The following is a 23,714-nucleotide window of genomic DNA, read 5'->3' on the forward strand; positions in this document are numbered from 1 at the left end:
GCGTCTGCAGTCAAAGCTACTGTAAAATAAGGAAACGGGCTGTTTTGTTTAGCCAAACAAGAAAAAAGCGTTTTTAGCCTCTTTCCTGGAAAAGAAGCCAAAAACGCTTTACGTGTTTAGTGTTACTTATTTCTTGACAGTATCTATCAACTCAAGGTCAATAGTACGGTCCAGAATGTTGGCGGCCTTCACTTCTACAATCACCTCATCCCCGAAGGAAATCATGCGCTTGTTGCTACGACCAATGATGCGGTAATTAGCCGAGTCCAGCTCGTAGAAGTCGTCCTGCAGGTCTGCCAGACGAATCATGCCTTCGCACTTGTTCTCTTCTATCTCCACGTACATGCCCCACTCGGTCAAGCCAGAGACAATTCCTTTGAACTGCTCGCCAATGAAGTTGTTGATAAACTCCACCTGCTTGAACTTGATAGAGGCCCGTTCTGCGTCTGCAGCGCGTTTCTCCATGTCTGAAGAATGCAAGCAACGCTCTTCAAACTCTTCCACGTCAGCAGAGTCCTGTCCATGCGTGTACCGGTCAATAAGACGGTGCGCCATCATGTCTGGGTACCTTCTGATAGGTGAGGTAAAGTGCGAGTAGTGCGCAAAGGCTAGTCCAAAGTGCCCTTCTGGTTCTGTGGAATACTTGGCCTTGGCCATGGTTCTGATGGCCAGGCTTTGAAGGACGTTCTGCTCAGGCTTGCCTTCGGTTTGGTCTGCCAGGCTGTTCAACTCCTTGGAGATGTCACGGCCTTCGGCTAGATTCAAATTATAGCCAAACTTGCGCGCGAACATGGAGAAGTTCAAGAGTTTCTCTGGGTCTGGGGCGCCGTGGGTACGGTACACCATGGTCAGTTTGTTCTTGCCCTTCTTAATGTGGTACACATGCTCGGCCACGTACTTGTTGGCCAACAGCATGAACTCCTCAATCAATTTGTGCGCGTCCTTGCGTTCCTTGATGTATAAGGATAACGGCTTGCCGTTCTCATCCAGCTTAAACTTCACCTCAATGGTTTCAAAGTTCACGGCGCCGTGCTTAAAGCGCTTGTCCTTGAATTTCTTGGCTAGTTCGTTCAGCTTCAGAATCTCATCCTTGTAGTCGCCTTCGCCGGTTTCAATCACCTCTTGGGCGTCTTCATAAGCAAAACGTCGGTCTGAGTGGATGATGGTACGTCCAATCCAATAGTCATGGATTTTGGCGCTCTCATCTATCTCAAACACCACCGAGAACGTGAGCTTATCTTCATTGGGTCTCAATGAGCAAAGGCCGTTAGACAAGCGCTCCGGAAGCATAGGGATGGTACGGTCCACTAGATACACGGATGTGGCTCTGCGGTAGGCTTCCTTCTCCAGCTTGGTATTGGGCTGTACATAGTGCGTTACGTCGGCAATGTGCACGCCAATCTCCCAGTTGCCGTTCTCTAGTTGACGCATGCTCAAGGCATCATCAAAGTCCTTAGCGTCTGCCGGGTCAATGGTAAAGGTGGTCACATCTCTAAAATCACGGCGCTTGGCAATCTCTTCCTTGGTGATTCCTTCAGGAATAGCATCCGCCTCAGCTTCCACGCTCTCCGGGAATTCAAACGGCAAGCCGAATTCCGCCATAATCGCGTGAATCTCGGCGTTGTGCTCACCGGCTGGCCCGAATACTCTTATGATTTCACCCGTCGGGCTCTTCTTAGGGTCTTCTGGCCATTCGGTTACTTTCACCATCACTTTGTCGCCGTCTTTGGCGTCTGCCAAGTTGCGCTCGCCCACAAACACGTCAAAGTACATGCGTTTCTGGTCAGGTACCAAGAAGCCGAAGCCCTTGCCCATTTGCAGACGGCCCACCACTTCTTCGCGCTCGCGCTTGAGTACTTCCACTACTTCGCCCTCGGGCCGGTCACTAGGCTTACGACCGCGTCTCACGGCCACACGCACGGTGTCACCGGTCATGGCAAACATGAGTTTCTCTGTAGGGACGCGTATGTCCTGCTCAGAATCCTCACAGATGACATAGGCGAAGCGTCCGTTGGCCAAGTCTACCTTACCAATAAGCGTTTCACTGCCACGTCCGCTAAAGCGGGTAGAGGTAGTGCGTCTTTCACCGCGGTCACCGGCATCCTCGCGTTTAGGGCTGCGCGTGCGTTCGCCTTTAAAGTCTGGGTTGAAAACGTAGGCGTCATTCTGCAAATGCACAATCTCACCGGTCTTCCGCAATACTTTAAGCAAATTGAATACCTCTTCACGCCCGCGCTGGTCATTAATGCCCAGACGGCGGTGCAATTGGCGATACGTGAATACTTTCTCTGGGCTCTGGCTGAAGATGTTAATCAACACGCCCGCCGAAATCTGGCCAACGTTTGGTCCGTCTTTCTTTTTAGAACCCCTTTTATCTTTAGAGGCCGAGCCTCTGCTGTTGCTTGATTTTTCGGACCGCGGGGCAGATGGCCCCTTTTCGTTACGGTCTTTTCTTTTTCTTTCCATTATTACTAATTACAAATTGTATCTGGCAGACGTACTTTTTCTAAGACGGCCTGCCGTTTTTATCGCTCTCTTGCAAGAAGCGATGGGAACTCCAGCAAATGAATGTTGTGAGTTGCTGATTCAATGGAGAACCTAAGGATAATCGTTTTTGGCCTGTTTTGCTAAAAGTAGGCTAAAAACGGAAGCTTTGAGCGCTTCGCAAATATATCTATTCGTCTATACTTGCTTTTAATGCTTTTCGTTTCTCTTGGGCTGTTAAAATATCATTAACATCACCTTTGGGGATGGACTGAAGCAAGGTATGGGTATAGGGGTGCTGTGGACTCTCAAAGATCTGCTGCGCGGGCCCTTGTTCTACTATCTGTCCTTGGTGCATCACAAAGATGCGGTCGGCCATGAACCTAGCCACGGCCAAATCATGGGTGATGAACAGGTACGTGATGTTGAACTCGCGCTTAAGACGGTTGAGAAGATTGAGCACTTGCGCCTGCACAGAGACGTCTAAAGAAGAGACGGCCTCATCACAGATGATACACTTGGGCTGGAGCGCTACGGCGCGGGCTATGTTGATACGCTGGAGTTGCCCGCCTGAGAATTGATGTGGATAACGATGTATATGTTCTGGCAAGAGATTCACAGTCTGCAACAATTCTAATACGCGCTGTTCCCGCTCTTGCCGGCTCTTTAACACCCCGTGCACCTTCATTGGTTCCATGATGGCGTCCCCAATGGCCATGTGCGGATTCAACGCCGAAAACGGGTCTTGGAAGATAATCTGGAAGTCCTTGCGTCGCTTTCTGAGTTCTTTGGAGGACAGATTTTTCCACGCGATGCCATCTAGTAGAACATTCCCATTGGTAGGTTCTACCAAGCGTAACAAAGCCCGTCCTAAGGTAGTTTTTCCACAACCCGACTCTCCTACCAGCGCTACTGTCTCACCCGGATAAATCTCAAATGAAACGCCGTCCACGGCTTTGACTACTTCCTTTGGCTGCAAGAAGATGGAACGCCTCACTGGCAAGTATACTTGTAGATTTTCTACCTGAATAAGTGGTTCCTTATTCTTATTTACAATTGGTGTGCTTGTTGGAGCTTCCTGTTTGTGCTTATTATCCACATATTCTGCGGTGTGCTTTTCCTTCATAAAGTCTGCCACAGTGGGCAACACCTTCGCCTGGGTATGCAAAGACGGTCTACATGCTAACAGTCCTTGAGTATAGGGATGCTGCGGATTGGTGAGAATATCCAAGACGGTTCCCTGTTCTACTACTTTGCCTTGGTACATCACCAGCACCCGGTCAGCCATCTCTGCCACCACGCCTAGGTCATGCGTGATAAAGAGCATGGACATGTGGCGCTTCAGGCAGATGTCCCGTAGCAAATCCAGAATGGCGGCTTGTACGGTGACGTCCAAGGCGGTCGTGGGCTCGTCTGCTATTAATATGGACGGATTGCAGGCCAGGGCCATGGCTATCATGACGCGCTGCTTCTGTCCCCCAGACAGTTCATGTGGATAAGCATTGAATTTCTTAGCAGGGTCTGGGAGCTGTACCAACTCAAAAAGCGCAATAGTGCGGTGCATGGCCTCTTTCTTAGATATGGGAAAGTGGATGAGGAGAGCCTCGGCTACTTGTTTCCCACAGCGCATGACGGGGTTCAAAGAAGACATAGGCTCCTGGAAAATCATGGAAATCTCCCGGCCGCGTATCTTCTGCAACTCCTTCTCTTTCAACCGCAGTAAATCTACTTCGCCTAATTGCTCTGATTGAAAAATGGCCTGGCCGTTGATTATGCGCGCAGATGGCGTGTTCAATAGTTGCAACAATGCCAGGGAGGTAGCGGTTTTGCCTGAGCCCGTCTCTCCTACTATGGCCAAGACCTCGCCTCTCTGGAGCGTGAAGTCAATCCCCGCTACTGCCTTGGTATGCACGCCTGCCGTAGAAAATTCAATTTCTAGGCCGTTGACAGTAAGAAGAGGCGAGGAATCTTGCACAGAGTAGTAAGGGATGAGGAAAAATCAAAGGTAATGAAATAGAGTAAGCCGTTGGTTCTTAGGACAGCGTTAAGGAATGTGTAAAAATTCACGGTTTACTATACAACTAAAATAGTCAAACCTAAGTATGCCACAATACCCCTGTTCAAGGACTCCCCCCTCTAAAATTAAATACCTCACACAAATTGTATATGAAACACATTCACTACCTAACCTCACTTTGCCTAAAAACAGCCTTCGTGGCCGTTCTATGCAGTGTAATCTCCTTCTCGGCCTCAGGGCAACATGTTTACAAAAACAGCTTCCGGTCAGGTGTTGCCTTTGCCTATATTGTAGAGGGAGACAACAGTGGGGCTTTGTTCTCTAACCAATACAGTCGTGAGCTGACGGACAGATTGAACGTGGCCATTTCTGGTGAATATTTAAGCTCGTCAAGATTTGACCAGGGCAAGAAGATTTTCACGTCAAGAAAGGCTTTTGTCATGTTTGACACCTCTGTGTACTTTGATTTGTTGGAGAATGATAAGTTCACCATCAAGATTGGGGCGGGCCCGGCCGTGCGCAGACGCTCTGAGCTAGACTTGGCCAAAGGTGCATTAGGTGATAATACCACTCCTGGCGCAACTCCAGATGAACAGTTCATCCATACCCGTGAAAAAGACTTTGGGGGGAAGATTGCCTTGGAGAATGACTTCTTCAGTGACAACCGCTTGTTCTTTGGCTGGAGAGCCACTGGCTACCTGTACAACAAAGGCACCTCTATCTTCTCTGTAGGCTTAAACATGGGCTACGCGTTCTAAACTACTCCAACTTAGTATAAACGAAGAAGCGTTTTTGGCCTACTTTCTGGAAAGTAGGCCAAAAACGCTTCTTCGTTTTAAGGCAATCTGTTATGCCTGCGCTTGTACGGCTGGCTCTTGGTTTAAGAATCTATTCTGATTGAAGACGATAATCAATACGCCTACAAAGATGGCGGCGTCTGCTACGTTAAAGATAGGCCACAAAGACATAGGCGTTCCACCAATGATGGGAATCCAATGCGGTAAGATGCCTTCCCAGATGTCCAGATAGAACATGTCAATCACCTGGCCGTGCAACCAAGGGGTAATCACGCCATACGGCGCATTGTCAAACAACACGCCGTAGAAGGTACTGTCAATGAGGTTACCAATGGCACCGCCTAAGATGGCGGCCACGCACCAGACTAAGCCTTTGTGCGCTTTGGTTTTCACCAGGTAGTACACCAAATACCCAATTCCCACCATAGCTACCATTCTGAACAGGGTTAAGATCAGTTTACCGTAGTCAGAGCCAATCTCCACGCCAAAGGCCATGCCTGGGTTAAGCGTGTAATGCAGTTTAAACCAATCGCCAAAAACCGGGATCTCGCCGGGCAGGCCCATCTGCATGTTATAGTGGACCAGCATCTTAACGGCTTGGTCAATGGCAATCACCAGCAAGGTGAGCAGGTAGTATTTTGTGTACTTCATGTGAGAAGGTTAACCTTCGTTTTTGGCTTCTTTTCTAGAAAACAGGCCAAAAACGAAGGGCAAGTAGAATCAAATGTAGTTGTTTTAACGGACTACTTCTATGCGAACCGGTAAAGAAAAGCCTTCCATGTCCAGAACGGTGGCATCACCTTCATTAAAGGCTGGCACGCCGGCCAGGTCTACCGCCTGTATCTCCTCAGCGATGTAGTTGCCAAACAGTTGCAAAGCGGCACGCACTTCTTCCTGGATGTCCTGGATGTAGACTTTGATTTTGTCTTGTACTTCCAGGCCGCTATCCTTGCGCAGGTTCTGCAGACGGTTCACCAATTCGCGGGCCATGCCTTCTAGACGAAGTTCCTCAGTCAAGGTAATGTCAAGAGCCACGGTGATGGTGCCCTCTGAGGCGACCAGCCAGCCCGGGATATCCTCAGACATGATTTCCACGTCCTCACGGCTGAGCACGGTGGTATCGCCGTCAACGGCAATCTCAAAGAAGCCTTCGCGCTCCATTCTGGTAATGTCCTCCTGGCCCATGGCCTGAATCTGTGCGGCTACTATCTTCAACTTAGGTCCGAACACTTGGCCCAGACGCTTGAAGTTCGGCTTGATTTTCTTCACCAAAATGCCGGTCGTGTCTTCCAGGTATTCCAAGCTCTTCACGTTCACCTCAGAAAGGATCAAATCCTCTACGGCCTGCAACTGGGTTTTCATCTTGTCATCCAGGATAGGCACCAAGATACGGCTCAACGGCTGACGCACTTTGATCATCTGCTTTTTGCGCAGGGAGTGCACCAAAGAGGACACGCTTTGGGCCAGTTGCATGCGCTCTTCCAAATCTGTGTCTACCAGGTTCTCATTCACCAGCGGGAAACGCTCCAAGTGCACAGACTCAGACAGGCTGCGTCCGCTTACGCGGTTCAAGTCCAGGAACAGGCGGTCCATGTAGAACGGCGCGATAGGAGCCCCTAATTTGGCCACCGTCTCTAAACAGGTGTACAGCGTTTGGTAAGCGGCCTGCTTGTCTTGGTTCAATTCGCCTTTCCAGAAGCGTTTGCGGTTCAGGCGCACGTACCAGTTACTCAATTCATCTGCCACAAAATCCTGGATGGCCCTGGCTGCCTTAGTCGGGTCATAGTCGTCAAAATAGCCTTCTACTTCTCTAATCAACGTATTCAGGCGCGATATAATCCAACGGTCACTTTCGGTGCGCTGGTTAACCGGTACAGGATCTTCTTGGAACGTGAAGCCGTCTAGGTTGGCATATAACGCGAAGAACGAGTACGTGTTCTGCAAGGTCCCGAAGAAACGGCGCTGTACCTCGGTGATCCCGTCCAGGTTGAACTTGAGGTTATCCCACGGTGGCGCGTTCACAATCATGTACCATCTGGTGGCATCCGGCCCGAAACGACCGATGGTCTCAAACGGGTCAATGGCATTGCCTAGGCGCTTGCTCATCTTGTTGCCGTTCTTGTCCAGCACCAGACCGTTGGCAATCACGTTCTTGAACGCTACGCTGTCTTCCAACATTACGGCAAGCGCGTGCAAGGTAAAGAACCAGCCACGGGTTTGGTCTACGCCTTCAGCGATGAAGTCTGCCGGGAAATTGGCCTTGAACTTGTCATGGTTGTCAAATGGATAATGCCACTGCGCATATGGCATGGCGCCCGAGTCAAACCAAACGTCAATCAAATCCGTCTCGCGTTGCATAGGCTCACCTTTGGCGCTTGCTAGGACGATGTTATCTACATACGGTCTATGCAGATCAAAGCCGTCGTAGTCAATGTCCGTCAAGAAGAATTCCTCGCGGGGCTCTTCGGTTCCGGTTGGGCTTAGCACAAACTCACCGGCGAACTCAAACATATTGTTCGCCTCTTTTTCATCTTTGTTACCGGTATGCACAGGCTTGGGCGCCGGCTTGCCTTTGCGCAAAGGATTCTCCTGCATGAACCCTAACTGGATGCTGCGCTCAATCTCTTTGTCTAGCTGCGCCACAGACCCGATGCAGATTTCCTCAGAACCGTCTTCGGTGCGCCAGATAGGCAACGGCGTTCCCCAGTAGCGCGAACGCGACAGGTTCCAGTCTACCAGATTCTCCAACCAATTGCCAAAACGGCCGGCGCCGGTAGATTCTGGTTTCCAGTTGATGGTCTTGTTCAGTTCTATCAATCTTGCCTTTACCGCCGTGGTCTGGATAAACCAGCTGTCCAGCGGGTAGTACAAGATAGGCATGTCGGTGCGCCAGCAATGTGGATAGCTGTGCTCGTATTTCTCTACCTTAAATGCTTTGCCTTCTTCTTTGAGCTTGATGGCTATCAACACATCAGTGCTCTTGTAGTCGGCGCCGTTCTCGTCTAGCTTGTCATAGTTCTTAACAGGCATTCCGGCAAAGTCCGTAATCTCTTGAACAAAGCGACCTTGGCGGTTCACAATCGGAGCTGGCTTGCCGTTCTCATCAGTTACCAACAGCGCTGGGATGTCATTCTGAGCGGCTACTCTAAAGTCATCGGCGCCAAACGTAGGCGAGATATGCACAATACCAGTACCGTCCTCGGTGGTGACAAAGTCGCCTATCACTACTCTAAACGCGGGCTTGTCTGGCTGTACATACGGCATCAACTGCTCATACGTCACATCCTTGATTTGCTCGCCGGTAAACTCCTGCACTATGTGGAAAGGAATTACTTTATCCCCAGGTTGGTAGTCTTCAAAAGAAGCCTCTTTGGCTTTCTCTGAGAAGTACTTACCCACTAGGTCTTTGGCCAGTACGACTGTGATAGGCGCAAACGTGTACGGGTTAAAGGTCTTTACCTGCACGTACTTGATGTTCTTACCCACCGCCAAGGCCGTGTTGGCCGGGAGCGTCCAAGGCGTAGTTGTCCACGCCAGGAAGTAGTTGTCTTGGCTGTCCTGGAATAGGAAGTCAGACTTCTCACTCTGCTGGATTTTGAATTGCGCCACAATGGACGTGTCCTTCACATTGCGGTATGTGCCCGGCTGGTTCAACTCATGACTAGACAAACCGGTACCAGCCGCTGGAGAGAACGGCTGAATGGTGTAGCCTTTGTAGAGGTAGCCTTTGTCATAGAGTTTCTTGAGCAAGGCCCAGTTAGACTCAATGTATTTGTTGTCAAAGGTGATATAAGGGTTGTCCAGGTCCACCCAGTAGCCCATGCGCTCGGTGAGGTCGTCCCACTGGTCCTTGAACCGCATCACGGTCTCACGACAACGGGCATTGTACTCCTCTACAGAGATGGTCTTCCCGATGTCTTCCTTGGTGATGCCCAGTTCTTTCTCTACCTGCAACTCAATTGGGAGGCCGTGGGTGTCCCAGCCGCCTTTGCGTTGCACTTGAAAGCCCTGCAGGGTTTTGTACCGGCAGAAAATGTCTTTTACCGCGCGGGCCATCACGTGGTGAATGCCCGGCGCACCGTTGGCAGAAGGCGGACCTTCATAAAACACGAAGGTCTCTTTTCCCTCGCGGGTCTCTACTGATTTCTCAAATATGCGGTTCTGTTTCCAGTAGGCTCTTACCTCTTCGGCAAGATTCGCATAGTCCAGTTGTTTATACTCGTTATACTTCACCTTTCTTCTCCGTATCTAGGTTCGTTGATTTCTTAATGTCTTCAGACAAAGCCTCGTTCAGCTCTTCAGCGTCTTGGGTATAAAGCTCGTCATAATCTTCAATTGGGGCATCTGACTCATGGATATATTTTCCTTTGTCAAAACTCACCAGCAAAGCGGGCAATACAATCAGGTTGGTGAACAGGGCAATGAGCAAGGTCAAGGCCATCAACACGCCCAGGGCCTTGGTGCCGCCAAACTCTGAGAAGGCGAAGATACCAAACCCGAAGAACAATGTCACCGTGGTGTAAATCATACTGGTCCCCGCCTCTACAATACTGGTACTGATGGCCTTCATCACATTAAACCCATTGGCCACCAACGTGTGTCTGTAGTAGGCCAGAAAGTGCACCGTGTTGTCTACGGTTATCCCCAGGGCAATGGTGAAAATAAGAGCTGTGCTAGGCTTTAAGGCGATGTTGAAAAAGCCCATGAACCCACCCACTATCAACAAAGGGATGATGTTGGGAATTAAGGTAATAATCACTGATTTGGACGTCCTGAACAAGAAAACCACAATCAAAATCACCGCCACGAAGGCCTGCAACAAGCTAGACCCTAGGCTGTCTATCAAATACTGGTTACCCTTTATAAACAACAGCGTGGTCCCCGTCAAACTCACCGACTGCTTCCGGTCACTGTCTGCCCGCGTGAATTTCATGGTGTTGCCTTCCTCGGTGATTTTCACCTCGTCCCCGCCCCAAATCTTTCTAATCTCTGGTTTTATTTTGTTGATGATGAGCGAGTCCAGCTCCTGCGAGCCCACGTCGGCTACCTTTAAGGAGATGCGCGCCTCCTGCCCCGTGCTGTCCACAAAGCTGCGGAGCAATTTCTGAGTTTCGGCTTTGGGTTGCTTGGCCAGGTAACTGAAGATGAAGTTCCGCTCGGTATTGTCGGGTAGTCTGAATGAGCTTTCGTCCCCATTATAAAAAGACTGCGTGGCCGTCTTCACTAATCCCACAATGGAAATTGGCGAGGTCAAGATGGGCTGGGTCTGCAGGAAGTTCTCCAACTCCTCCATCTTGCGCAGGTTGGGCAATTTAAGGACGCCTTGCTTCTGTCCGGTGTTGACAACTATCTCCAAAGGCATGACGCCGTTGAAATGATGCTCAAAGAACTGAAGGTCTTTGTTCACACTACTTTCCTCGGGCAAATCGTCTACCATGTAAGAAACAGCCTTCATTTTGTAGACGCCCCAACATCCCAGCACGACCAAGGCCAGTGTAAAACCATAAATGACCCCGCGCTTTTTCAACACCAGGTAATCCATGAACTCCAGCAGTTTGGTGAGCGTGCGGGCGTCCAGGTGCTTGAGCTGTTTCTCGGTGGGGGGCTTTAAATAAATGAAAACTGCCGGCACCAGAATGATAGACAGCAGGAACGTCACAAAGGTGTTCACCCCGGCCACTACCCCAAACTCATAGAGAATGGCAATGTCTGTAAACATGAACACAATAAACCCGATGGCTGTGGTGGCGTTGTTGATGAAAATCACCAGACCCAGTTTACTGATTACCCGCGCCATAGCCAGCACCTGGTTGCCGTGCTTCCTGAACTCCTGATGGTAGGTAGCCAGCAAATACGTGGAATTAGGCACCCCAATCACCACGATGATGGCCGGAATCAGACCCGTGAGCAACGAGATTTTGTAGCCCATCAACGAGATGGTCCCCAATACCCAAATCACCGCCAGACTGATAATCAACAGCGGGAACACCACCGCTGAGAGGGACCGGAACGATAGATACAACGTCACGCCCGTTACCACCAAGGCCAGCAACAGGAACATCTTCATCTCATCGGCTACCTTGGTGGTCATGATGGCCCGCACAAACGGAAGCCCCGCCAGGTGCAGTTTGATTTTGGTCTTGGCCGAGAAATCATCGGTGAGCGTCATGATGTTGTTCATCACGGATGCTCTTCTTGAAGAATTAAGGTAGGCCGGGTCTACCGTGATGGCCAAGAGCGTGGCACCCGTCTTTTGGTTGATGATCTGCCCGTCATAGAAATGCAGCTCACGAACTTTCCTGAGCAAGGAATCTAGTTGCGATTGGCTCTGCGGGAACGGCTCAAAGATTTTGCTAGTGGTGAACTTACGCTCTACCGTGTCTTTGGTGATGTTGATTAAATTAGGCAGTGAGATAACCGCCGTTACCCCTTCTACCTTATTCAGGTTTTTGGAAAGGTCGCTTAGGTGCTTGAAGTTGGCCAGTTCATAGACGCTGCTGTCCTGCATGCCTGCCACTAATACGTTTCCGTCTTCGCCGAACTGGTCATGGAACCGTTTGTAGTACATCATGTCCGGGTCATCCGCAGACACTACTTTGGCAAAGTCATAGGTCATTTCTACGTCCTTGGCCTTGTAAGCCATAAACGCGGTCATGACGGCTAACAGCGCTATTAGGGGTAAGCGCTGCTTAATTATAAAAATCGCGAGTCTAGTCCACATAATCCTCAATAATCCGGCAAAGGTACGGAATAATTGGGCAGTGCACGGTCACCCGCGGTAAACCCGCGTTTTTGGTCCATTTTCTAGAAAACAGCCCAAAAACGATTAGCGGCTTATAACTCCTTTGCACTTCGCTCGTTTTGGAGGTTTGAGATTAGCCATAATCTTTTCTTTCTTGTGTTTACACCTAACGCCTTCCCCTATGACCCCTACCCGTATAGTCTCCGTCACCTATGAGCCTCTGGACTTAGATTTAAAAGAGCCCTTTGCCATTGCCACGGGCACCCAGCACCAAGTGGAGAATGTCTTGATACGGGTGAAGCTGGCAGACGGAACGGTGGGTTTGGGCGAGGCTGCTCCCTTCCCGGCGGTCAACGGCGAAACCCAGACCAGCACCTTGGGCGCGTTGGTGGTGTTGGAAACGCATCTGGTTAACCAAGACGCGCGGGAATGGAGAACACTGGCTAAGAAACTAGACGAAATTGCTCATGAAGCACCTTCTGCCCGATGCGGCTTGGAGATGGCCCTGCTGGATGCACTCTGCCAGCATTACAAAATGCCCTTGTATATTTTCTTCGGGGGAGTAGGCACCCAGTTGGAAACCGATTTAACCATCACCGCCGGAAACGAAACCCACGCCGCCGCCTCTGCCAAGTCCATTGTGCACCGCGGCTTCTCTACTATTAAGGTAAAAACCGAAGGCACCGATGTGGATTATGATTTCAGGAGAATTCTGGCTATTCACAACGCGGCGCCGGGGGTTGACTTAATTATTGACGGCAACTGCGGCTATGATTTGGCGCGGGCTCGGGACTTTGTCCACCGTTTACAAGTGGCGCAAATACCGGTTGTGTTGCTAGAACAACCACTTCCTAGGGAAGATTGGGACGACTTGCAGCTGTTGGCAACTTCCTGCCCTTTCCCCATTGCCGCAGATGAGTCGGCACGCAATTCCTCAGACGTAATCAGGCTGGCCCAAGACCAAAGCGCCGCCGTTGTCAACATAAAACTGATGAAATGCGGTGTACTGGAGGCTTTGGAAATGGTAAGCCTGGCTAAAGCATATGGATTGCGACTGATGATTGGCGGCATGGTTGAGAGTATTTTGGCCATGAGTTTCTCAGCGCATTTTGCGGCAGGTTTGGGCGGGTTTGACTTTGTGGATTTGGATACGCCCCTATTCATTGCGGACCATCCCTTCACCGGCGGCTTCTCCCAAGACGGCCCGCAGCTGACGTTAGACAAAAACGCGCCAGGTCATGGGGTGAAAGTGGGATAGATGAAAGTTGGCGTTTTTGGGCTGTTTTCTGGAAAACAGCCCAAAAACGATAATGACCTTTAATCACTATCACTCTGTCAATCAGCACCCAAATGCGGATTCTACCCTCAAAGGTAGAATCTGCGTTAAGGACAGGCCCAATGGTTAAAATGGTGTCCTCTAAAGTTCTCCTTCCCTATTCATATAACCCTATCATTTCCCTAACTGAAAATTTGCAGAAATAAAACTGTGGGTAAACGGATACAGCCCTTGTCACCTATCCACATTAAAAAAGGCTCTCCTGTAGAAGGAGAGCCTTTTCTGTATTTTTGTTTTTGGCTTATTTTCTGGGAAACAGGCTAAAAACGCACGTTTATAACTTCTCAAAAATACGCTTGAAACTGACAGCATCCCCAATGTACTGACGGAGCTCAGAGATGTGCATGCGCTTCTGCTCACGGCTGTCGCGCTCACGTACGGTCACGGTGTTGTTCTCTAAGGTCTCATAATCTACGGCAATACAGAATGGCGTACCAATCAGGTCTTGGCGGGTATAGCGTTTGCCAATAGCGTCGCGCTCTTCGTAAATCATGTTGAAGTCAAAGCGCAGGTCATTGAAGATTTCCATGGCTTTTTCTGGCAGTCCGTCTTTCTTCACCAACGGGAATACGGCGGCTTTCACTGGGGCAATGGCTGGGTGAAATTTCAGGAAAGTACGGGTCTTGGTGTTTTCGCCTTCCGTGATTTCCTCTTCTTGGTAGGCGTTGCACAAGGTCATCAAGAACAGACGGTCAGCGCCTACAGATGTTTCTACCACATAGGGCACATAGTTGCCGTATGGTTTTCCGTCCTCGTTGAGGTCGTTGTCAAAGTACTGCTGCTTTTTGCGGCTCAGTTCCTGATGTTGTTTCAGGTCAAAATCGGTGCGGGAGTGAATGCCCTCTACTTCTTTAAACCCGAACGGGAATTCAAACTCAATGTCCACGGCGGCGTTGGCGTAGTGGGCCAGTTTCTCGTGGTCGTGGAATCTTAGCTTCTCAGCCGGAACGCCCAAGGCCTCGTGCCAATTCTTGCGCATGCCTCTCCAATGCTGGTACCATTCCATCTCAGTGCCAGGGCGCACGAAGAACTGCATCTCCATTTGCTCAAACTCGCGCATTCTGAAGATGAATTGACGGGCTACAATCTCGTTGCGGAATGCCTTACCAATCTGGGCAATCCCAAACGGGATTTTCATTCTACCCGATTTCTGCACGTTCAGGAAGTTCACAAAGATTCCCTGCGCGGTTTCTGGACGAAGGTAAATGGTGCTGGAGTCCTCGGCCACGGATCCTACCTGTGTGGAGAACATCAGGTTGAACTGACGCACGTCGGTCCAGTTGGAAGTCCCTGAAATGGGGCACTTTATGTTTTCTGAGATGATGAGTTGCTGTACGCCTTTCAAATCCTCGGCTTCCAGCAGACGGCCCATTTCCTTGAGCAGGGACTGGGCTTTGTCCACATCGCCGGCGTTCTCGTACTCAGCGGCTTTGTCTTCCAGGAGCACGTCGGCGCGGTAGCGCTTTTTGGAGTCCAGGTTGTCAATCATTGGGTCATTGAAGGAGTCAATGTGCCCAGAGGCCTTCCAGGTAAGCGGGTGCATGAAGATGGCGGCGTCAATGCCCACTACGTTTTGGTGCAGTTGGGTCATGCATTTCCACCAAAGGTTCTTGAGGTTGTTCTTGAGCTCAACCCCGTTCTGCCCGTAGTCATACACGGCCTGAAGGCCGTCATAAATCTCGCTGGAGGGGAATACGAAACCGTATTCTTTGGCGTGTGAGATAATATCTTTTAACTGTGTATTTTCGGTGGGTTTGTCTGGTTTACTCATAATCGCAAATATAGAGGATTCTGGGGCATTTTATTTGGGTTAAATTTGAAAATAAGGCTTACCAAGTTTTCCTAATCTCGTACTGTGTCTGTTACTTATCTTACTGCCGCCGGCGTCTTTTTATAAATTAACAATTCAGTAACATTGCAGGCTGATATTACAAGTACCTTTGCGAGCTTTTTTCTCACCCTTATCTATATGTTTGGACTAGAAACCGATTTATTCATCCTGCTGGTCATCTGTTTGCTGGCAGCCTGTGCTTTTGAGTTTGTCAATGGCTTCCATGACACGGCCAACGCAGTGGCAACCGTAATTTATACCAATACCCTACGTCCTTGGGCGGCTGTGATCTGGTCTGGTTTCTGGAATTTTATTGGCGTTTTTGCCGGCGGTATTGGCGTGGCCATGGGCATTGTGTACCTGCTGCCCATTGAAACGCTCATAGACCAGGACGTCTGGCACGGGGTGGCCATGGTGGGCGCTCTTTTGATCAGTGCCATTCTCTGGAACCTGGGTACCTGGTACTATGGTCTTCCTTCGTCCAGCTCGCATACCTTGATTGGCTCTATTCTGGGCTTGGGCATTGCGTTCTCTTTGTTGCCTTCCTCCAACGGGGCCACCTTTGCCTGGGATGAGGCCACCAAAACGGGTATGTCTTTGATTGTGTCCCCTTTCTTAGGATTCACGCTGACGGTCTTTTTGATGTTTATCTTGAAGCGCTTTGTAAAGAACAAGGCAATCTTTAAGGAACCGCACAAACGCAAGGCTCCTCCCCTTTGGATTAGAATCATCTTGATCATTACCTGTACGCTGGTTTCTTTCTTTCATGGATCTAATGACGGACAGAAGGGCGTGGGCTTGGTGATGTTGATCTTGATTGCCATTGTACCTACCTATTTTGCCCTGGACAGCACCAAAAACCCGTTTGAGTTGCAAACGTCTCTGGTAAAAGTAGAGCAGGTTCTGGCTAAGGTGGACAGCACTGTTCTTTCTGCCTCTGATATGGAGCAGTTGCGCCACCTGAATGAAGAAGTTAAGGAGATGAACACCATCTTCGCCGCCAGCGCCGGGTTAAAATCCATGCCCGCTGACACTCGCTTTAAACTACGCCGCGACATATTGCTGATTACCAAAAACTCTAAAGAATTGCTAGACAGCAAGGATGTGAGTTTAAGCCAGCGCGACCGTGACCTATTAAACGAAGGGGTAACTGGTATGCGCTCTTTCACGGACTACGCTCCTAACTGGGTAATTATGATGATTGCCCTTTCTCTGGGGATTGGTACCATGATTGGTTGGAAGCGTATTGTAAAGACCATTGGCGAGAAGATTGGAAAAGAGCACTTGACGTATGCTCAGGGTGCTTCTGCTGAGTTCATGGCCGCCAGTGTCATTGGTTTCTCTACGTTTATCTTTAAGCTGCCAGTGAGTACCACGCACATTCTTTCTTCTGGTATTGCCGGTAGTATGGTAGCCAACAAAGGCATTAAGAATTTGAATGCCGGAACCGTGCGGAGCATAGCCATGGCTTGGGTATTGACCTTACCGGTTTCTATGTTTTTGTCTGGCTCCCTGTTCTTGTTATTCAGATGGATGCTAGGCTAGTCTATTAACCGCTTTGCTTTGATAAAAAAGGCCTGGGTTTGTAAACCCAGGCCTTTTTTTGTGGTTGTCTTTTACGGCAACAGGTAGAAATCCTCAAAAGACTGGGATTGGCCTTAGTGCTTTGTTGTTTTGCCTACCGGTTAATTTTCTATCTTGGAAAAGGTGATTAGCGTATGCACCTAGTATTTAAACTTTAATACCCGCTTTATTTGATTTTATCTCTACCTCTAAATTGTTTTAATGGCTAAAAGTAGAAAAGGGAGAGGCTCTTTGGTGCCTGCCCAACCGTACAAGTTCAGGAGAAGGTATAGCGTCCTGGACATCCTTCTAAAAAAGGAGAAGAATTTTCTTTACTTCATTACGTTCGCCTTCATTTTAGCGGGAGCAGTCTATCCGTATGCACCGGTAGCCATGTGGGTGGGCTTTGCCTTTGCGGGCTACTCTGCTATTGCCAATGACAGCATTCAGACCATTGGAACGTTCATTGTCTCTAACGAGGATAAGAAATGGTACTGGCAGTGGCTGTTTATGGGCGGTATTTTCCTAGCCACCGTCTTCTACAGTTGGTATTTCTTTAACGGTGACGTCACGTATGAACGCCTGGCGTCTAAGGGATTTTCAGATACTCCCACCAGTTTTGTGTTTCTGCAGATAGCAGCCCCAATCATCTTGCTTTTGCTCACTCGCTTCAGGATTCCGGTGTCTACCACTTTTATGCTGTTGAGTATGTTTACCATAGACTCCAAGGCCATTCTGAGCATGGTCAATAAGAGTTTGATGGGGTATGTAGCGGCATTTGTAGTGGCTTTGCTTTTGTACCTGCTTTTAACCAACATCATCAAGAAGTTTATTAAAGGTGAGGCGCACGGTGCCTGGATATGGGCGCAATGGATTATTAGTGGCTTTCTCTGGCATATCTGGCTGGCCCAGGATTTGGCCAACATTGCGGTGTACCTGCCACGACAATTGAATGTATGGGAGTTTGTAGCCTTTGCGGCCTTCATCTTCTTTGGTCTGGCCTATCTATTTTACATGCGCGGCGAGAAGATCCAGAACATCATTAATGAAAAGTCTGAGGTAAGGGACGTGCGCAGTGCCACTATCATAGACTTGGTGTATGCGCTTATTCTCTACTACTTTAAAGAGATCAACAATGTGCCCATGAGTACTACCTGGGTGTTTGTGGGTTTATTGGCAGGACGTGAGTTAGGCATGCGCATAAGATCCCGCGACTCTGGAACTAAAATTGTGAAGACCTTTAAACTGATTGGCCGCGACATCCTTTCAGTCACCTTTGGTTTAATCATTTCCATTCTTCTGGCAATTGCCATTAACCCTGCTATACAGGATGAGATTAAAGCTTATTTCTTTAAGTAAGACTTATGCAGTGAAAATGCATTCAACAAAAAAGCCGCTCTAAAGCGGCTTTTTTGTTTTAAAGATAGTTGGTATGGGCTATTCTCAGATTAAGATTTCTCTTCTTCGGGCCACAGGACTTCAAGATTATCATCCATGTGCACGCCAAAATTGATGGCTAATAATTTACCTTCTTCAAAGTATAGGTCAATCATTTCTTTGTCATAAGAGATGCAGGTCACATTGTTTTCAATGGTCTCCTTCTCTGCGTTGGTGATACCATGCTCTTTAAAGAGGTTTTCTACCTCCTCCAGGCTCATATCAAAGAGTTGCTTACCCCATAGTGTCACATTAGGATTGGCGGTCTCAATGCAGCTTAAACGGTAATCGTCTTCTTTGTCAAAGTAGAAAGAAAAGCCGCTGTCCCAGTAGTTCCAGGCCTTGTGCTCAAATTCGTCTTCCTCGTCAGACTCTTCTACTTCTTCTGGCTCGCCCATCAGCTCCTCCACGTCTTCCATGGTGATGCCAAATTTCAAATCTCCTATGCCCTGTCCTAGGCGTATTTCATTGTCGAATGCTTCGTTTGCTTCTTCCATAGTATTGCTCTTGATTGATGATGCCGTTTTTGGCTTACTTTTTATAAAACTACGCAAAAACAGAAACTCTGCACGCTCTGTTTTTGAATTCTTGTTTTTTGCGGAGGCCTTCCAATTTTTTTTCTTTTCCAGTTCTCAACAGTGTTCACACTGTATTTATGATAAAACAATTTTTCTTAAAAAGAATCTCTTTCATCATTAGCTCTGTTAGCAAGTGGATAAGTTTGGGTATCCCCAGTGTAGTTCTCAGCTTGTGTACAAAACAGGCTTTTCATGCACACTTTTCCTTTACGTTGTGAATTTGATTTTATTCTTGGTCAAGCACTTATCTGTCTTTTCCACCAATTCACAATTTGACCTGTTTAAAAGCCCCTTGGGTTATACATACGTGCATAACTCTGAAGAATTCTTGATTTTGTAAACGCCCATTCACACTTTGGTGGTTAACTACCCTCTTGGTCCTGTGGTGATGTTCAGTTATTAGACTTATGCCCGATTTATTCCACTAGTTTCCCACAGGTTACCCACCGCCAGGCTAAAATTCAATAGTAGTCATTTCTACTTCCCAGTTGGCACGCACCTCTTGGGTGTCGGGCACTAAAATCACGGGCTCAGGCAGGCGTCTATCCTTTAATAAACCGTTGTCCCAGCGTCCGTTGCCGTTTTTGTCTACCAGAATTCTGATCTGGTATTTGCCTGGCTCCAGGTCCTGCCAGGTTCTGGACTTGATGTTCTTCTCAGTGAAGATAATTTTGCCTTCCTTCATTAACTGCACCAGATAATTTTTCTCAGTGGTCTTCAAGGTGATTTTTAAACTGCCGGTGGTGGCCTTGTCACTGATGCCTACTCGCTTGGTGCCTTTGGTAAATGAATCTCCTATAAACGGAAGCACCTTTGTAGTGTCAATGCTCACTTGTACGCTCTTAGCGGCTTTTATGGGAAGCTTTAAGATAAGTAGGGTTTGATTTTCTGAAAGGGTGAAGTCTTTGGCAGTGGCTGTGGCTGCGGTGTTAAGGGAGTCTAAGAGTAAATTCACTGCGCCTGCTGGTTGGTTTACCTTGATGGGCACGTCAAATTTCAGCTTCAACTCTTCGCCGGGTTTAATGGTCTCACCGTTTACCAGCGTGAAGGTGTTGTTCTTTCTTGTGGCCTTGGCCCCGGCCAGTCTTACAGCCACCGTGTCTGTCTTGGTATTGCCGGCACTGTCCTGCACCTGCACGCGCCAGGTTTTCTCTTGGGCTGCCACGGGGAACAATTGAAGCGTTTTGCCATTGTTGGTGAGTTGCCATTTGATTTCTTCGCCGGCGTCCTGTACAATGGCACTGGCCAAGCCTTCATTATATTCTACTTCATATTGGTTGCCGAAGCTTTTTCTAGAGGCTAGAATGGGGCTTGTATTGTCTTGCAGGTGCAGTTGCAAGTTGGCGGTGGCGGGTTTATTGGAAATCTGGATGGGCTGCGCTAAGTAGGCTATCTGTTCCTTTTCACTGTCATAGCGCAGGTTGTTGTTGGTTTCTATGAGCGCGTAGATGTGGTAGCTTCCTTCTTTGATGTTCTGGAATTTGTAATTCCCCGCAGAGTCTGACGTGGTCACATACAAGGGTCTGCCCTTCTGCACCTGGGCGGTGTCTTCGGCTTTGTAGAGGAGCACGTTTACTTCCTTGTTCAAGGTTGGACTGAACAGCTGTGTCACTTGCCCGGCTACACTTCCAGAGTCCAGCGTAGCGCCCGTACTAAAGGTGATGACTACCTGCCTGGCGGGATTCTTCTCGGTGATGTCGCCAATGGCCTGCCTAAAGTTTAAACTGTAAGTGGTGTTGGCTTGCCACGGCTCCGTAAACTCCAGTTCTATGGTACCGTCTTTTACCTTGGTTTTGTAGGTATTCTCCGTGAAAGGCGCAATAATCAACTGTTGCGTAATTTCCGGGGCCTGGATGGCCTCATCAAACGTCAAGGTGATTTTTTCTGGGCTAACGTTGGTCTGGCCGTTCTTTGGATAGCTGGAGACCAGCTTTGGCGCCACTATGTCTTTGTCCCCTCCCTCAGGGGAACTGATGCTGGCACATCCTTGTAGCAAGGCAACTGTTAGGGAGAGTATGGGTAGAAATGTTTTTTTCATGTTCTGTTTTAAAACGGAAATGACCTTATAGTATTCTATAAGGTCATTCTACTATACGGGTTTCCTGTAATTACTTTTTCTGGGCAATGAAAATCTGGCTGGAATAGGAGTTGTCATTCCGGTAGCCGTGCAGGTTAGACCGAAAGCCGGTCCAAAAAGGACTGAGCATCTTCATCTCGCCGTGCTTGTACTTTTCACTCAACAGACTCACGTAGTACGAGTCCCAATGCATGGGCAGTACTTCTTTCAATTCAAGCTTGTGCTTTTTGAGCAGCTTCTGCATGCTGGCCTTGTTGAAGTGGTACAAATGACGCGGCACATCATAGGCGGCCCAGTCGGCGCCGTACTTTTTGGCATCGTAGGAATCAGCGTTCGGGACGGCAATCACTACATGCCCCCCTTTCTTAGTGGTTCTTACCAGCTCTTTTACCGTCTCGTTCAGTTTGTGTACATGCTCTAACACATGCCAGAGCGTAATAACGTCAAACGTCTCGTCTGCAAACTGGCTCAAATTCTCATGGTGCACTTTCTGCCCTAGTTTCTCCTCGGTTTGCTCTCTGGCCAGTTGGTTGGGCTCAAAGCCTTCTACCTGCCAACCATCCTTTTTACAGGCTTGCAGAAAGTACCCCACCCCACAGCCGTAGTCCAGGATCTTTCCTTTCTTGGCCAAGCTGTTGACCAGGTCCACTTTTTTCTTGACGGCCATGGACCGCACAAACCGGTAGGTCTTATTCAAAAGCCCTTTGTCCGTGTCACTGTGCGATATGTACGCCTCTGACGAATAATACGGACCTATGTGTTGTTCCTCTGGTCTAGGGTTGGTGAACTTGAGGCCGCAGCCGGTGCATTGCACAATCACAAAGCTCTCCTGCGAGACACTTTTGTCCTGGACCACCAAGAAATTTTTCAGATCAGTTTTCTGGCAAACAGGGCACTGGTCTAGCCGTTCGTAGCTCATTTATTTTCCTAAGTAAACCATCAGGATAGAAATGTCTGCCGGAGAGACACCGCTTATTCTGGAGGCTTGGCCTAACGTTTCGGGTTGTATTTTGAATAGCTTCTCACGGGCCTCATTGGAGAGCGCCGGTATAGCTTTGTAATCTAGCCTGTCTTTAATAAGGTAGTTTTCCAATTCCTCCATTTTGGTGGCGAGTTGGTTTTCTTTCTCAATATAGCTGGCATATTTGATGGAAATCACTGCCTGCTCCAAACTGTCTGGCAGGTATTTGCTCAAGAACAGGTTCAGGCTCTCCGAGGACTTCAGTAAATGCTCCAGCTCAATGTTGGGGCGCTTGAGCAAATTAGCTGCCTTGGCTCTTTCGCTGATAGGTGCAGATTCCATCTCCAGTAGAGTGGCATTCACTTCTTCCGCCTCTATCCCCTTCTGTTGTAAATATGCCAACACTTCTTTGGTCTCCTGGATCTTGCGCTGCACTCTTTCCAAACGGTCATCAGAAGCCAGGCCTAATGTATGGCCTTTCTCAGTGAGCCTGATGTCTGCGTTGTCCTGGCGCAATAAAATCCGGTGCTCCGCACGGGACGTGAACATGCGGTAAGGCTCCTCGGTGCCTTTGTTTACCAAGTCGTCAATCAACACACCTATGTAGGCCTCTGATCTTTTCAGAACGAACGGCTCCAGGTTATGCACCTTGTTGTGGGCATTGATTCCTGCCATAAGGCCTTGGCAAGCCGCTTCCTCATAACCCGTGGTGCCATTGATCTGGCCCGCGAAGTAGAGGTTTTCCACGCGCTTAGTTTCTAATGTCAGGTTCAACTGGGTTGGTGGGAAGAAGTCATATTCTATTGCGTAACCTGGACGGAACATCTTGGCGTTCTCAAAACCAGTTATCTCGCGCAACGCTTTTAACTGCACATCTTCTGGCAAAGAGCTGGAGAAACCATTCACATATACTTCAACGGTATTCCACCCTTCTGGCTCCACAAAGATTTGGTGGCGGTCACGTTCTGCGAAACGATTAATCTTATCCTCAATAGATGGGCAATAGCGTGGCCCAAGTCCTTGAATCCTTCCTTTAAACATAGGCGATTGCTCAAACCCTGTTTTCAGAATCTCATGGACTTTGGTATTGGTATAGGTGATGTAACAGCTTCTCTGCGATGGCAAAGACGGCGTATCTGTGTAGGAGAACTTAGAAGGGTTCTCATCCCCTTTCTGTTCTTCCATCAAATCATAGTTCAAGCTACGGCCATCTACTCTAGGCGGTGTGCCAGTTTTCATACGGCCTGCTTCAAAACCCAATGACACTAGTTGTTCTGTAATGCCTTTAGCAGATTTTTCAGCGGCACGGCCACCACCTAATTGTTTCTCGCCAATATGGATGATGCCGTTTAGGAAAGTACCGTTGGTTAAGACCACAGCCCTTCCTTTGATTTCTATTCCTAAACTTGTCTTAACGCCAACAACTCTGCCTTCCTCCACTATAAGCTCTGACACCATTTCTTGCCAGAAGTCTAGGTTGGGAGTTTGCTCCAACGTGTTTCTCCACTCTTCGGCAAAACGCATTCTGTCGCTTTGGGCGCGTGGGCTCCACATAGCAGGACCTTTAGACATGTTAAGCATTCTGAATTGAATCATGGTTTTATCCGTGACAATTCCGCTCATACCGCCTAAGGCATCTACTTCGCGCACAATTTGTCCTTTTGCGACTCCGCCCATGGCTGGGTTGCAAGACATCTGGGCGATGGTGTTCATGTTCATGGTGACGAGTAGTACCTTCGATCCCATGGTCGCAGCTGCGTGTGCAGCTTCACAACCTGCATGCCCTGCCCCTACTACTATAACATCATACTCTGTGAACATAGTGTGGATTACTGTGATGTTTCACGTGAAACATTGTTGATAACTGAGGTAAAACTATTAGAAGGGATGT

Annotated in this window: 14 protein-coding genes; 4 read left to right on the forward strand and 10 right to left on the reverse strand. The window is 48.7% G+C overall.

The window, feature by feature from the left end:
• Positions 1-126: 126 nt before the first annotated feature.
• Both rnr and ABD880_RS13050 read right to left on the reverse strand, forming a co-directional pair.
• On the reverse strand, positions 127-2,466 hold the full coding sequence (gene rnr / locus ABD880_RS13045) for a ribonuclease R (RefSeq protein WP_345166821.1): 2,340 nt from the start codon (positions 2,464-2,466) through the stop codon (positions 127-129).
• A 208-nt stretch (positions 2,467-2,674) separates the two neighbouring features.
• Positions 2,675-4,459, reverse strand: coding sequence for an ABC transporter ATP-binding protein (locus tag ABD880_RS13050; RefSeq protein ID WP_345166823.1), 1,785 nt, complete (start codon positions 4,457-4,459; stop codon positions 2,675-2,677).
• A 191-nt stretch (positions 4,460-4,650) separates the two neighbouring features.
• Here ABD880_RS13050 and ABD880_RS13055 point away from each other — a divergent pair, with 191 nt between their 5' ends.
• Positions 4,651-5,259: a hypothetical protein gene (locus ABD880_RS13055; protein ID WP_345166826.1), complete on the forward strand. Its 609-nt coding sequence runs from the start codon at positions 4,651-4,653 to the stop codon at positions 5,257-5,259.
• A gap of 90 nt (positions 5,260-5,349) precedes the next feature.
• On the opposite strand, the gene ABD880_RS13060 is transcribed toward ABD880_RS13055, so the two are convergent.
• From ABD880_RS13060 to ABD880_RS13070, 3 genes are all read right to left on the reverse strand, one after another.
• Positions 5,350-5,949 carry a lipoprotein signal peptidase gene (locus ABD880_RS13060; protein ID WP_345166828.1) on the reverse strand — a complete coding sequence of 200 codons (600 nt, stop codon included), beginning with the start codon at positions 5,947-5,949 and terminating at the stop codon, positions 5,350-5,352.
• Between the two features lie 84 nt (positions 5,950-6,033).
• Entirely contained in the window at positions 6,034-9,531 is a 3,498-nt protein-coding gene (gene ileS / locus ABD880_RS13065; RefSeq protein ID WP_345166830.1) for an isoleucine--tRNA ligase, read from the reverse strand.
• Positions 9,521-11,953 carry an efflux RND transporter permease subunit gene (locus ABD880_RS13070; RefSeq protein ID WP_345166832.1) on the reverse strand — a complete coding sequence of 811 codons (2,433 nt, stop codon included), beginning with the start codon at positions 11,951-11,953 and terminating at the stop codon, positions 9,521-9,523. Before ABD880_RS13070 ends, ileS begins: the two co-directional genes overlap by 11 nt.
• A 268-nt stretch (positions 11,954-12,221) precedes the next feature.
• On the opposite strand from ABD880_RS13070, the gene ABD880_RS13075 reads away from it, so the two are divergent.
• Entirely contained in the window at positions 12,222-13,298 is a 1,077-nt protein-coding gene (locus ABD880_RS13075) for a dipeptide epimerase (protein WP_345166835.1), read from the forward strand.
• Positions 13,299-13,650: 352 nt separating this feature from the next.
• Here ABD880_RS13075 and ABD880_RS13080 read toward each other — a convergent pair whose 3' ends face one another.
• Positions 13,651-15,147 (reverse strand): glycine--tRNA ligase, encoded by a 1,497-nt coding sequence (locus ABD880_RS13080; protein WP_345166837.1) that lies wholly within the window; start codon positions 15,145-15,147, stop codon positions 13,651-13,653.
• A 198-nt stretch (positions 15,148-15,345) separates the two neighbouring features.
• On the opposite strand from ABD880_RS13080, the gene ABD880_RS13085 reads away from it, so the two are divergent.
• Together ABD880_RS13085 and ABD880_RS13090 are read left to right on the forward strand one after the other, a co-directional pair.
• Positions 15,346-16,752, forward strand: a complete 1,407-nt coding sequence (locus ABD880_RS13085) for an inorganic phosphate transporter (protein ID WP_345166840.1) — start codon at positions 15,346-15,348, stop codon at positions 16,750-16,752.
• 240 nt (positions 16,753-16,992) lie between these two features.
• Entirely contained in the window at positions 16,993-18,129 is a 1,137-nt protein-coding gene (locus tag ABD880_RS13090) for a hypothetical protein (RefSeq protein WP_345166843.1), read from the forward strand.
• A gap of 89 nt (positions 18,130-18,218) precedes the next feature.
• Here ABD880_RS13090 and ABD880_RS13095 read toward each other — a convergent pair whose 3' ends face one another.
• The 4 genes from ABD880_RS13095 to mnmG form a co-directional block, all read right to left on the reverse strand.
• Entirely contained in the window at positions 18,219-18,704 is a 486-nt protein-coding gene (locus tag ABD880_RS13095) for a hypothetical protein (RefSeq protein WP_345166846.1), read from the reverse strand.
• 535 nt (positions 18,705-19,239) lie between these two features.
• Positions 19,240-20,823 carry an Ig-like domain-containing domain gene (locus ABD880_RS13100; protein ID WP_345166848.1) on the reverse strand — a complete coding sequence of 528 codons (1,584 nt, stop codon included), beginning with the start codon at positions 20,821-20,823 and terminating at the stop codon, positions 19,240-19,242.
• 70 nt (positions 20,824-20,893) lie between these two features.
• Positions 20,894-21,718 (reverse strand): class I SAM-dependent methyltransferase, encoded by an 825-nt coding sequence (locus ABD880_RS13105; RefSeq protein WP_345166850.1) that lies wholly within the window; start codon positions 21,716-21,718, stop codon positions 20,894-20,896.
• Between the two features lie 63 nt (positions 21,719-21,781).
• A complete protein-coding gene (mnmG, locus tag ABD880_RS13110) occupies positions 21,782-23,644 on the reverse strand; it encodes a tRNA uridine-5-carboxymethylaminomethyl(34) synthesis enzyme MnmG (protein WP_345166852.1) in 1,863 nt (620 codons plus the stop codon).
• Positions 23,645-23,714: the final 70 nt, after the last annotated feature.

This window comes from Nibribacter koreensis, assembly GCF_039541795.1.
GTDB lineage: Bacteria > Bacteroidota > Bacteroidia > Cytophagales > Hymenobacteraceae > Nibribacter > Nibribacter koreensis.